The 11,164-nt window shown below is 63.7% G+C and carries 11 protein-coding genes, 1 pseudogene and 1 riboswitch; of the genes and pseudogenes, 3 read left to right on the top strand and 9 right to left on the bottom strand.

The window, feature by feature from the left end:
- Both LB541_RS28395 and LB541_RS28390 read right to left on the bottom strand, forming a co-directional pair.
- Window positions 1–116 (bottom strand): annotated as a pseudogene (locus LB541_RS28395) (DUF680 domain-containing protein); the annotation flags it as partial.
- A 69-nt stretch (window positions 117–185) separates the two neighbouring features.
- Window positions 186–383, bottom strand: coding sequence for a DUF680 domain-containing protein (locus LB541_RS28390; protein ID WP_140501224.1), 198 nt, complete (start codon window positions 381–383; stop codon window positions 186–188).
- Between the two features lie 479 nt (window positions 384–862).
- Window positions 863–1,065, top strand: a riboswitch (cobalamin riboswitch).
- A 130-nt stretch (window positions 1,066–1,195) separates the two neighbouring features.
- Here LB541_RS28390 and LB541_RS28385 point away from each other — a divergent pair.
- Both LB541_RS28385 and LB541_RS28380 read left to right on the top strand, forming a co-directional pair.
- Window positions 1,196–2,443: an aromatic ring-hydroxylating oxygenase subunit alpha gene (locus tag LB541_RS28385; protein ID WP_140517785.1), complete on the top strand. Its 1,248-nt coding sequence runs from the start codon at window positions 1,196–1,198 to the stop codon at window positions 2,441–2,443.
- Window positions 2,444–2,462: 19 nt separating this feature from the next.
- A complete protein-coding gene (locus tag LB541_RS28380) occupies window positions 2,463–3,563 on the top strand; it encodes a hybrid-cluster NAD(P)-dependent oxidoreductase (RefSeq protein WP_140501228.1) in 1,101 nt (366 codons plus the stop codon).
- 93 nt (window positions 3,564–3,656) lie between these two features.
- Here the strand turns inward: LB541_RS28380 and LB541_RS28375 are convergent, their stop codons facing one another.
- The 6 genes from LB541_RS28375 to LB541_RS28350 form a co-directional block, all read right to left on the bottom strand.
- Window positions 3,657–4,055, bottom strand: coding sequence for a type II toxin-antitoxin system VapC family toxin (locus tag LB541_RS28375; RefSeq protein WP_140558906.1), 399 nt, complete (start codon window positions 4,053–4,055; stop codon window positions 3,657–3,659).
- Window positions 4,052–4,285, bottom strand: coding sequence for an AbrB/MazE/SpoVT family DNA-binding domain-containing protein (locus LB541_RS28370; protein WP_140517783.1), 234 nt, complete (start codon window positions 4,283–4,285; stop codon window positions 4,052–4,054). Before LB541_RS28370 ends, LB541_RS28375 begins: the two co-directional genes overlap by 4 nt.
- A 143-nt stretch (window positions 4,286–4,428) precedes the next feature.
- Window positions 4,429–5,973, bottom strand: a complete 1,545-nt coding sequence (locus LB541_RS28365; RefSeq protein WP_140558907.1) for a DegQ family serine endoprotease — start codon at window positions 5,971–5,973, stop codon at window positions 4,429–4,431.
- A 197-nt stretch (window positions 5,974–6,170) separates the two neighbouring features.
- Complete coding sequence (locus tag LB541_RS28360; protein WP_140501235.1) at window positions 6,171–6,890, bottom strand: MBL fold metallo-hydrolase; 720 nt, start codon at window positions 6,888–6,890, stop codon at window positions 6,171–6,173.
- Between the two features lie 88 nt (window positions 6,891–6,978).
- Window positions 6,979–8,145: a diphosphate--fructose-6-phosphate 1-phosphotransferase gene (locus LB541_RS28355; protein ID WP_140558908.1), complete on the bottom strand. Its 1,167-nt coding sequence runs from the start codon at window positions 8,143–8,145 to the stop codon at window positions 6,979–6,981.
- Between the two features lie 110 nt (window positions 8,146–8,255).
- Window positions 8,256–9,023 carry a L,D-transpeptidase gene (locus LB541_RS28350; protein ID WP_224620104.1) on the bottom strand — a complete coding sequence of 256 codons (768 nt, stop codon included), beginning with the start codon at window positions 9,021–9,023 and terminating at the stop codon, window positions 8,256–8,258.
- 390 nt (window positions 9,024–9,413) lie between these two features.
- Here LB541_RS28350 and LB541_RS28345 point away from each other — a divergent pair, with 390 nt between their 5' ends.
- On the top strand, window positions 9,414–10,037 hold the full coding sequence (locus LB541_RS28345; protein ID WP_140517779.1) for a LysE family translocator: 624 nt from the start codon (window positions 9,414–9,416) through the stop codon (window positions 10,035–10,037).
- Window positions 10,038–10,147: 110 nt separating this feature from the next.
- On the opposite strand, the gene LB541_RS28340 is transcribed toward LB541_RS28345, so the two are convergent.
- Window positions 10,148–11,164: autotransporter outer membrane beta-barrel domain-containing protein (locus tag LB541_RS28340; protein WP_224620103.1), on the bottom strand; the 1,017-nt coding region annotated here is incomplete at its 5' end.

The raw sequence follows: 11,164 nt of genomic DNA, 5'->3' as shown, positions 1-11,164 counted from the left end.
TCCGTCGAAGTGGCCGCGGGCTGGTTGGCGCCATTGGAGCCATAGTTGTCGCTGCCGGCGAAAGCGCTGCCCGACACGGCCAGGACGGCGGCGGCAGCAAGAGCGATCTTCTTCATTTCAAGTCTCCTGAATTCTCAAATTTCGCCAGGACGGCGGAAGGCCCGCCGTCAACTGGAGATCGGCTGTTAGTTGTTGCCGAAGAGGTTGCGATCGGCACCCTGGACAGGCGTCTGGGCAGCCGGTTCCGACTTCTTGGTCGAAGCGGTGTACGAGCTGTCGACGGCGGTGGCCGCAGGGGCATTCGAACCATAATGGTCGCTACTAGCGAAGGCGCTGCCGGAAACAGCCAGAAGGGCGGCGGCAGTGAGAATGATCTTTTTCATTTTTTGATACTCCAGTATTTTTCCGTCCGTCTAGCGGCGTGTCTTGGGAGGAAATCGCGTCGTTCGGACAGCCCCGATGTGGGAAAGCCATACCGCCATTTCCAATCACGAAGTTTTTCCGTGTGGACCAAGTTTCCACCACTTGAAATTGTGCCAGAGCCTTCAACATTCGTTTTTTTCTGTTTACTATCAGTTGGTTATGCAAACGCGTCGCGCGATCACCAACTGTGTCGAAGGCCCAGTGTTCACACCGTCCTGCACGCATCGTCAACAGAAACGAACCGTTCGGTTCGATTTTAGAGGGCGCTAACAGTCACTTTTCGAAACCGTTAACCTTTTTTGCCTCCGCCACGAGACGGAATCCGAGGCGGCGACCTGAGGCTTTCTGCCCTGCAACGGCGGCCGCGCCGTTTCCAATGCGTGTCGCGCGGCATGGATGCGATGTCGTTTTCATGCCGACGACAAGTCGGCGATCATGGTTAGATCCTGCCATCTCAGGTGCCGCCGCGTGACGACGAGGCGGAGAATTGGGAAGCCGGTCAGAATCCGGCGCTGCCCCCGCAACGGTGGTGGAGTTCAGGTCGCAACGGGAGACCACTGGGCAAAGGCCTGGGAAGGTGTCGCGACAGTCCGCAAGGACAGCTCCAGAGCCCGGAAACCAGCCCGAGATGTTGGACTCGACTGATCGCGGCGGGCGGTCAAGAGGCGGATGGTGCATGTCCGGCGCAAGCCGGCGCGCGGCTTGATCCTTCCTCTCTCCCCTCCGTTCAGTCCTTCGATGCGAGGACAGGACTTCAATGCGAGGACAGGACATGGATGCGCGCAACGACATGCTGAAACGGCTGCAAGGCCGCAGGGACGGCTTCTCGCTCGAGCAGCCCTTCTATACCGATCCCGACTACTTCAAGCTCGACATGGAGCTGATCTGGTACCGCGACTGGCTGTTCATCGGCCATGATTGCGAACTGCCCCGGCCCGGCAGCTTCATCACCGTGCAGATCGGCGACTATCCTGTGGTGCTGGTGCGCGACCAGAAGGGCAACATCAACGCCTTCCACAATTCTTGCCGCCATCGCGGCAGCCGCGTCTGCAACACAGACAAGGGCACGGCGGCGAAGCTCGTCTGCCCCTACCATCAGTGGACCTATGAACTGGACGGCAGGCTGCTGTTCGCCAGGCAGATGGCCGAGGGTTTCGACAAGAGCCAGTTCGGCCTGAAGCCGGTCGCCTGCGAAAGCGTCGGCGGCTACATCTTCATTTGCCTCGCCGACGAGCCGGCGGATTTCGCGCCGATGCGGACGATGATCGAACCCTATTTGCTGCCGCATCGGCTGCGCGAAGCAAAGGTCGCCTTCGAGAGCACCATCGTCGAGAAGGGCAATTGGAAGCTGGTCTGGGAAAACAACCGCGAATGCTATCATTGCGCCGGCAACCATCCGGAGCTCTGCAAGACCTTCCCGGAGGCGCCGACCGTGACTGGCGTGCAAGACGCCGACAGCGACCCGGAGATGCTGTCGCACTGGGCCAAGTGCGAGGCGGCCGGCCTGCCGAGCAGGTTCCGCATCGACCCGGCCGGACAGTACCGTGCCACCCGCGCGCCGCTGCTGCGCGATGCCGTCAGTTATACGATGACGGGAAAACGCGCGGTCAAGAAGAACCTGTCCGACGGCGTTGCCACCGACCGCATCGGCTCCTTGCTGCTCTATCACTATCCGACGACCTGGAACCACATCCTTGGCGACCACGCCGTCACGTTCCGCGTGCTGCCGATCAGCGCCACCGAGACCGCGGTGACGACCAAATGGCTGGTTCACAGGGACGCGGTCGAGGGCGTCGACTACGACCTTGCCGAACTCACCCATGTCTGGACCGAGACCAACGGCCAGGATCGTCGCATCGTCGAGGAAAACGCCTTCGGCATCCTGTCGCCGGCCTATGAACCCGGCCCCTATTCCGAACTGCACGAAGGCGGCGTCATCCAGTTCGTCGACTGGTACGCGCGTTTCATCGGTCCGCGCCTCGCCGAAGACGGCCGGCCGGCCCTGCGCAGCGTTGCTTGAGAGGTAAGGGATGAATGCGATGACGGATCTCGGCCTCTATCGCCATCTCGATCAGATGGCGCCCTGGAACGACAGGCTCCAGGTGCTGGAAGTGATCGGCGTGAGCGACGAGGCGCCTGATGTAAAGACCTTCACCTTCCGCTCCGACAACCAGACCTGGTTCCGCTACAAGCCGGGCCAGTTCGTGACGCTGGAACTGCCGACAGCGGATGGGTTGCTGATGCGCACCTACACGCTGTCGTCTTCGCCTTCACGGCCATTCTCGATCGCGGTGACGGTGAAGGCGCAGGCCGGCAGCACCGGCACACGCTGGATGTTCGACCATTTGAGGCCTGGTTCGCACGTCAAGGCGTATGGGCCGGCCGGAGACTTTTCGCTGCACAGCCACCCGGCGGCCAAATATCTGTTCATCTCGGCCGGCTCCGGCGTGACGCCGATGATGTCGATGCTGCGCTGGCTGAATGACTGCGCGCCATGGACCGATGTCGGCTTCGTCAACTGCGCCCGCCGCCCCGAAGAGATCATCTTCCGCAAGGAGCTGGAATTGCTCGGCAGCCGCATGCCCGGCCTGTCGCTCGGTTTCATGATCGAGGAGCGGTCGAGCCGGGAAGGCTGGTTCGGCCATATGGGCCGCATCGACGCCATCCGGCTGCCGCTTTTGGCGCCCGATTTCCGAGAGCGCGAAATCTTCTGCTGCGGCCCCGACCCCTTCATGCGTGCCGTGCGCGGCATGCTCGAAGCCGCCGGCTTCGACATGGCGAGATACCATCAGGAGAGCTTTGCAGCGCCGCTGGTGGAGGAAATCCCGGCGCCGTTCGCCTCGCCGACCGGAGACGGCGCAGCCATTCCTGTCGAAGCCGCGACGCCGATCCGGTTCTCGATTTCGGACGTCGATGCCGCATGCGTCGCCGGCCAGACGGTGCTGCAGACGGCGCGCGCCTCGGGAGTCAGAATCCCCGCCGCGTGCGAATTCGGCCTGTGCGGAACCTGCAAGGTCAAGAAGCTCTCGGGCGAGGTCGAGATGAGCCACAATGGCGGCATCCTCGATCACGAGATCGAGGACGGCTTCATTCTCGCCTGCTGCTCCAAGCCGCTTTCGGCGCTTGATATCGAGGCGTGACCGACGGCGCTCGGCGGTCTGCAACGCCGCTTAAAGCGCGTCGCATGAGCCCATTTCGATGCGACACGCTTTGGAGCGAAATCCGACGGCCATTCAGGGAGTGATCAGCGTCACAGAAGGGAAATAAGTCCGGTAGCGGCCGACATCACGCGTCAGCAGCGGAAGGCGTCCGACGGCTGCGTGGGCGCCGATGAAAAAGTCAGGCAACACGCCGGTCTTGGATCCTCCCGATCTGCGATATTGTGTAAATGCTTTTCCGGCAAGGAAGAGGGCTGCTCTTGGCATCGGAACCATTTCTAGACCGGCCGCCTCGACAAACGCCTCCAGATCCTCGATGCGTGCGTAGCGGACGGCAAGCTCGGCATAGACCGCATCATTGATCAACAACGGCCCATCGAGGCTCGCTGCCTCGAGATGGGCGACCGACCAATCCGCCCAGCTCGGATCGTCCGTAACAACGTCGAGCAGAACGTTGGTGTCGACGAGCGTCACCGTTCGGAACGCGTCAGCGCCATGATCGCGTCCGTCGTGAGCCCCTCGCCGGCATGACCTCGCAACTTGGCGAAGCGGCTCGCCGGCTGCTTTTTGTCAGCACGGGTCAGCACCACGCTGCCATCGGCAGCGCGCCGGAAATCGACCTTGCTTCCCGGGACGATCTCCAGGAGATCGCGAACCGGTTTGGGGATGGTCACTTGTCCCTTCGCTGTAACGGTCGTCGCCATCTTCGTTCCTCGGTAATACCATGTCTCCCGAAGGTATTACCTTGCGGTTCGAATTTCAAGGCCTGAAGCGTCAATCCCCGGCCGGGAGGCGGGCTCGTCGACCGACAAGCCCGCCATCCCTGCATTCATGTCAACGCGATGTCTCAGCCATTGGCGAAGGGCACGGCGACATAGATCTGGGCATCGCCTCGTTCCACCAGCAGCAGCACCGATTTGCGGCCTGACTTGCCGGCCTGCGCGATCGCCTGCGTGGCCTGCCTGGCGCTCTTCACCGGCATCTGGTTGACGGCGATAATGATGTCGCCGGGCTGGACGCCGGAAGCCGCCGCCGCCTTGTTGGGATTGACCGCGGCGACCACCGCGCCACGCTGGTTGTCGGGGAGGTTCATCTGCTGGCGAATATCGGGCGTGATGTCCATCAGGCCGAGCCCGATCGCCGGCAGGCGGGCGCCCTGCCCGTTTCCCGGCGCGCCGGAATCACCAGATACCGACGCGGTCTGCGCATCGTCGCCATTGCGGCCGACGTCGACGGAAAGCTGCATGGTTTTGCCATTGCGCCAGACGTCGAGCGTTTCCTTCTTGCCGGGCGAGACATCGGCGACGGCACGCGACAGGTCCTTGGGGTCCTTTATCTCCTGGCCGGCGAAGCCGGTGATGAGGTCCCCCGTCTGGATGCCGGCCGCGGCCGCCGGCGAGCCCTCGGTGACCGAGGAGACCAATGCGCCGCCGGGGTGATCGAGACCTATGGCACTGGCAACGTCCGGGGTCACCGGCTGGATCTGGACGCCAAGATAGCCGTATTCGATTTCGCCGCCCTTCATCAGCTTGGCGACCACCTTTTGCGCCTGGTCGGACGGAATGGCGAAGCCAACGCCGACGCTGCCGCCATTCGGCGAATAGATCGCGGTGTTGATGCCCACGACGTTGCCGCTCACATCGACCAGCGGACCGCCAGAGTTGCCGTGGTTGATCGGCGCATCGATCTGGATGAAATCGTCGAACGGCCCGCTGTGGAGATCGCGGCCGCGCGCCGAGACGATACCTGAGGTGACCGTGGTGCCGATGCCGAACGGATTGCCGAAGGCCAGCACTTGATCGCCCGGCATCAACTTATCAGAATCTCCCCATTTTACCGTCGGCAGGGGCTTGTCGGCCTTGATCTTGATCACCGCAAGGTCGTTCTTGGCGTCGCGGCCGACCAGCTTGGCGGGAAGCTCTGAACCGTCGTCAAGCGTCACCTTGATCGAGCTCGCGCCGTCGATGACATGGTTGTTGGTGACGATGGTGCCGTCGGCGCCGACGATAAAGCCGGATCCGAGCGCTTCGGCGCGCTGCGACTGCTGCGGCGGCGCTTTCGGCCCGGGCATGCCCTGGTCGCCGAAGAACTGGCGGAAATAATCGTCGAAAGGCGAGCCGCCGCCGTCCAGGGGCGAGGCATCGCTCATGGCGTCCGGTTGCCCCTTCATGACGGTCGTAACCGTCACCACGGCCGGCTTGTCGGCTGCCACGATGGGGGCAAAGGAGCCGTTCGGGGCCGCTACGCCGGCTACGGGGGTCTGTGTCGTACCGACGGCGTTGTGGACCTCGTTCGGGCTTTCGGCGAAGGAGGCCACGATGGGAGAGATGATCAGCGCAGCGCCCAGCAGGGCCGCGACGCGATGTCTACGAAGAATGCTTATGGGTGACATGGTCGTTCTGTCCGGGCGAGAGTTGAACCTGGGCCGCGGATGGTTCGGGGGAAAACACCCGTCGGCTGTCGACAGCCGGATTGCCTGTCTCGCCGCGCATGGCAGCCGGCCGGATCGACAAACCAGCATCTAGGGCGCGGATTGGCCCGATTTAGGGTTTTCGGGCGACCTTACGAAGATTTAATTTTAGAGCCGGCTTATGGACCAGCCGCTCGGCTGAGATAGGCCGAGGCGATCTCGCGCATGCGCTCGCCGTCGAAGCTCGGGCCGTGACCGCCATGGCCGATGCGGATCGGCAGGTCGAGCAGACGCCGCATGGTGAGGCAATAGGCCGACTTGTCGGAGTCTGGCAGGTCGTCGATCAGCCGGTCGTCATAGATGGCGTCGCCGCTGAAGAACAGGCCGTCTGCTTCGTCGAACAGCGCGATCGAATCCGGCGAATGCCCGGGCAGATGCAGCACGCGGAAGCGGCGGTCGCCGAGATCGACGACATCACCCTCGTCGAGGGTGCGCGTCAGCGGCGCTGGCGGGATCTTGTAATCCGCAGCCTTCCAGCCCGGTGCCGGCAGTCGCGAGACGGCGCCGTCGAGGTCGTGGAACATGTAGGCGTAGGTCGCCGCCTCATCCATGTTCTCGAACTGCGCGGCACTCACCCTGGGTCCCGCGCGCAGCGCGAATTCATGCAGCGAGCCGACATGATCGAGATGGATGTGGGTGGCGACGACGATGAGCGGTTTGCCGGCCCGGGTTTCGATCTCCGGCGCCAGCGGGCAGATGCCCATGCCGGTATCGACCAAAAGGTCGGCGTCGCGGCCGGTGAGATGCCAGATGTTGGCGCGCACATAGTCATGCACGAACGGCTCGGTCAGCATCGTCGTCTTCTCGTCGACGATGCTCCTGCTGAACCAGTTCTCCATCAGAAGCGGCCCGGCATCAAGCGTGAGCCCGGCATCAGGTGTGAGCCTCGCATCAGGTGTGATCCTGGAATCAAGTATGGTCCCGACATCAGACGAAGGGCTTTCCGACCTTGTATTTTTCCGGCACCAGCCGCTTCAGGTAAGCCATGCCGGCGTCGGACAGATGGTTGGCGTCCGGCTTCATGAAGTTCTCGGGCATGTGACGGGTCTTGCCGGCCACGTTCTTCAGCGGCACCTTCTTCAGCACGGTTTTGGTGCCGTCATATTGCAGCGCCACGGAGCCGCCGCCCTGTTCGGCCACGGTGACCGCGAACGCTCCCGCGTCGAACGCCTCCTGCGCGTCGACGGCGCTGATGGCGCCGACATAGCCGCGCGGCATGTAGCCCAGCGCATCGACGCGGGCGCGCTTGCCCGGCAGCCCTTCGGCGAGCGCCCGCTCGAGTGCCGCCGGCAGGTCGCTGCCCGATAGCTTGACATTGCCATGCTGGTCGCGCTCCAGCTTCTCGGGCGGGACCAGGCTTTCAACCAGCGCCTTGCCGTCGGCGGTGCTCACCCCTTCCGAAACGGCGACGATGCAGCGCTTGTGGCGGTCGAGCGTGGCGCGCACGTCCTCGATGAAGGCTGTGGCCGAGAACGGCCGCTCCGGCACGTAGACGAGATGCGGACCACTGTCGGGATCGAGCTGCCAAGCCGCGGCCGCGGCCGTGAGGAAGCCGGCGTGCCGGCCCATGACGATGCCGACATAGATGCCGGGCAGAGCGCGGAAATCGAGATCGACGGACAGGAAAGCGCCGGCGACGAACTCGGCCGCCGAGATGAAACCCGGCGTGTGGTCGTTCTCCTCGAGATCATTGTCGATGGTTTTGGGCGCATGCACGAACGCGATCTTGCCCCCGGCGGCATCGGTCAGGATCTGCTGCGTGCCCGACGTGTCATTGCCGCCGATGTAGATGAAGGCATCCGCGCCGGCCTTCTTCAGGCCGTCGAGGACGACCTCGCAATAGGCTGCATCCGGTTTGTCGCGCGTCGAGCCAAGGGCCGCGCTCGGCGTTCCGGCGATCAGCCGCAGGCGGTCTTCCGGGACGGCGGAGAGGTCGATATAATTGCCGTCGCGGATACCGCGCACGCCGTGGATGGAGCCCAGGACCTTGGCGCCGGGATGCCGCTTGCGGATCTCCAGCGTCGCCCCGACCACGGTCTGGTTGATGACGGCCGTCGGGCCGCCGCCCTGCGCGATGACGAAAGTTCCGGCCATTGGTGAAATTCTCCCGGGCGATTGGATTTCAGGCACCTTCGCTTGTCTTTGGCCATCGCGCAACGGCAGAAACGACCGGCCGCGCCAGCGGCCGCGAGGTGAGGCTTGAGCTAGACGACGACGACCGGGTTCTTCTTGGAAACGCGGCTGTAGAGGTCGATGATGTCCTGGTTGATCAGGCGCACACAGCCCGACGACATGGCCTGGCCGATGCTCCACCATTCGGGCGAGCCATGGATGCGGTAGCCGGTGTCCTTGCCGTCCTGATAGATGTAGAGAGCGCGCGCCCCGAGCGGGTTGGTGAGGCCGCCGGGCTGGCCGCCCTGCCATTTTACCAATTCCGGCTTGCGGGCGATCATTTCCGGCGGCGGGGTCCAGGTCGGCCATTCCCGTCCGTACTGGATGTTGGCGCGGCCGGACCAGCGGAAGCCGTCCTTGCCGATGCCGACCCCGTAGCGGATGGCGTCGCCCCCCGGCTGGACGAGGTAGAGCATGCGCTCATTGAGATGAACGACGATGGTGCCGGGCGCTTCGCCCGTCTGGTCGACGACGATCTGGCGGCGGAATTCTGGCTTGATTTTGAGGTAGGGCACCTCGGGCACGTTGAAGCCGCCGTCGCTCAGGGATGCGTACATCAGGTCGGGGCTGGTGATGTTCTTGTCGACGCTGATGCTCGGCCGGATCGGCCGCACAGAGCCGGTGACCGTGTCGTCGAGCTCAAGCGCCGGCAGGCCGCCGCCCGAAGTCGAGCAGCCGGCGGCGCCAAGTAAGGCCAACGCCCCTGCCCCGGATAAAACGGCGCGGCGGGAGACAAGACTATCGGTTTCGATTGCGTCGCCGTTTCGCGGCGGCGTCAGACCTTGCGGCAACTCACGCATGTACCCAAACCCTACGCTGTCGGCGGGAAGCACGGTCCGGCCGGATGACGAGCATTTTCATCATTCATGGTTGATAAAGCATGAAGGCCTTGCGCTGCCTGCATTTGCGAACAGGCTGGGCGCCATTGCGCCCTCTCCGGTATCGCCAACCAGCGTGCCCTGCACGAAATCACCTCGGGCGGGTCATGATCCCGGCGCCAGCGTGTCAAAAGCGGGGGACCTCCATGTGCAAGACCTGAAAGATCAATTTCAAGCTTCTCGCCGAGATCGTGAACCTGTCGGGCGGCTCGACTGACGCCGAACTGCCGTTGGCGGGGGTAGAAACAAACCGCTTTACATTCTCCTGGACCGAAGGATTTATCCTCTTCTTTGAGCTCAAAGGAGACGAGCATGTCCTTCGAAAACTGGGCCGCCTTCGCTGCCGCGTCGACCATCCTCCTAGTCATTCCGGGACCGACCATCCTTCTGGTCGTGTCCTATGCCCTCGGCCAGGGATGGCGCACCGCACTGCCGATGGCCGTCGGCGTGGCGCTGGGCGACTTCACGGCGATGACCTTGTCCATGCTGGGCATCGGCGCCCTGCTGGCAGCTTCGGCCACCGTCTTCACGATCCTGAAGCTGATCGGCGCTGCCTATCTGGTCTATCTCGGCGTAAAACTGTTCCGGGCCGGCGGCGCGCTCAAGGCCGAGCCGCGCACCGATGCCGTGTCCTCCGCCAGGATGATGGGGCATGCCTGGCTGGTCACCGCGCTCAACCCGAAAAGCATCACCTTCTTCGTCGCCTTCCTGCCGCAGTTCCTCGACCGGCACGCCGATTTCTGGACGCAGATGCTGATCTTCGAGACGACCTTCCTGGCGCTCGCCTTCGCCAATGCCTTCGGCTACGCGCTGATCGCGTCGCGAGCGCGCAACCTTGTGCGCAACCCTAGGGCGATCCGCGTCTTCAACCGCACCGGCGGCACGCTGCTGGTTGGCGCCGGCATCGCCACAGTGGCGATGCGTTCAGGGAATTGAACAAGGGGGATTCGCTCAACGCACAGCGTTAGCGCTGCCCCTCACCTGCCTGCCGGCGGATGAGGGGCGGCGTCGACTTTACGCACGAAAACAGCGCCAGCTTCGCCGTCTCACCACTTGATGCTGACGCCGAGATTGCCCTCAAGGATGCGCCGCTTGTCACCGCCGAGATTGGTGGTGTAGTCGCCGGTGGCGAAGAGGCTGACCTTGTCCGTCACCTTGGCGGTCACGCCGCCGCCGAATTCGAACGAGGTCGAGCGGCTTTCGGTCGAGATGTCGGTGGTGTCGAAGTTGACGTGATCCGTGCCACCGGAACCGTGCCAGAGATTGGCCTTGAGGTAAGGTTGCAGCACGGTGCCGTTCAATGTCGTCTCGCCCTGCAGGCGCAGGCCGAGGCGTCCGGTGACGTTGTCGTCGAGATCGAAGGAAACCGACGCGAAGCGATCCTCGGCATCGTCGAGCGATAGATGCTGCCAAATCAGTTGCGCTTGCGGTTCGAGCGTCCAGCCTTGCGCCAGCGCGATCGGGTAGCCCCCTTCCAGCGAAGCGGTGACGCCGGTTCCCTTGACATCGGTGCCGATGTCGCGGGTCGAGGTCGCATCGCCGCTGAAAAAAGTGGCCATGACGACCCCGTCCAGGTACCAGCCCCCGGGACCGATACGGGTCCAGTAGCCGCCGACGCTGGTGCCGCCGAGATCGATGTCGCCGACGCCCAGATCGTTCTGCCCCAGCGCCTGGCCGCGCACATCGCCGTTCATGCTGGCATAGGCGATGAACAGGCCGGCACGATCGACGCCACCTGAAGCGGTTTCCTGGCCAAACACGTCGAAGCCGCCCTGGAACCCGAACAAGGTGCCGTCGAACGACGGCGAAACCGTTCCCGACCAGCCCATCTTCGCGTCCTGGCCGAAGATACGGCCCCAGACCGGAGAGAGTTCGGTGTTTGACAACAGGCTCTGTTCGCCTCGCCGTTCATGGAAAGTGCCAAGTGTCGTCATGGCCAGATGCTCGGCCACCGGCGGAACCGCCGAATAGACCGGGACCTCGACACGGTAGAGCAGGATCTCCTCCCCTGCCGCGGGCGTCGGAAGATCGGGCACCGCAGTCGGGACGGGCGGGGGCGGCGG

This window comes from Mesorhizobium sp. BR1-1-15 (assembly GCF_020165475.1).
Taxonomy (GTDB): domain Bacteria; phylum Pseudomonadota; class Alphaproteobacteria; order Rhizobiales; family Rhizobiaceae; genus Mesorhizobium.
Note: the sequence above shows the minus strand (reverse complement) of the source record. Positions and strands in the feature narration are given on the sequence as shown.

Excerpts from the sequence above, each read along its gene's own strand:
- LB541_RS28385 (WP_140517785.1), top strand. The coding sequence starts at position 1,196 with ATGGATGCGCGCAACGACATGCTGAAACGGCTGCAAGGCCGCAGGGAC.
- LB541_RS28380 (WP_140501228.1), top strand. The coding sequence starts at position 2,463 with ATGACGGATCTCGGCCTCTATCGCCATCTCGATCAGATGGCGCCCTGG.
- LB541_RS28350 (WP_224620104.1), bottom strand. The coding sequence starts at position 9,023 with ATGCGTGAGTTGCCGCAAGGTCTGACGCCGCCGCGAAACGGCGACGCA.
- LB541_RS28345 (WP_140517779.1), top strand. The coding sequence starts at position 9,414 with ATGTCCTTCGAAAACTGGGCCGCCTTCGCTGCCGCGTCGACCATCCTC.
- LB541_RS28370 (WP_140517783.1), bottom strand. The coding sequence starts at position 4,285 with ATGGCGACGACCGTTACAGCGAAGGGACAAGTGACCATCCCCAAACCG.
- LB541_RS28390 (WP_140501224.1), bottom strand. The coding sequence starts at position 383 with ATGAAAAAGATCATTCTCACTGCCGCCGCCCTTCTGGCTGTTTCCGGC.
- LB541_RS28355 (WP_140558908.1), bottom strand. The coding sequence starts at position 8,145 with ATGGCCGGAACTTTCGTCATCGCGCAGGGCGGCGGCCCGACGGCCGTC.
- LB541_RS28365 (WP_140558907.1), bottom strand. The coding sequence starts at position 5,973 with ATGTCACCCATAAGCATTCTTCGTAGACATCGCGTCGCGGCCCTGCTG.
- LB541_RS28360 (WP_140501235.1), bottom strand. The coding sequence starts at position 6,890 with ATGGAGAACTGGTTCAGCAGGAGCATCGTCGACGAGAAGACGACGATG.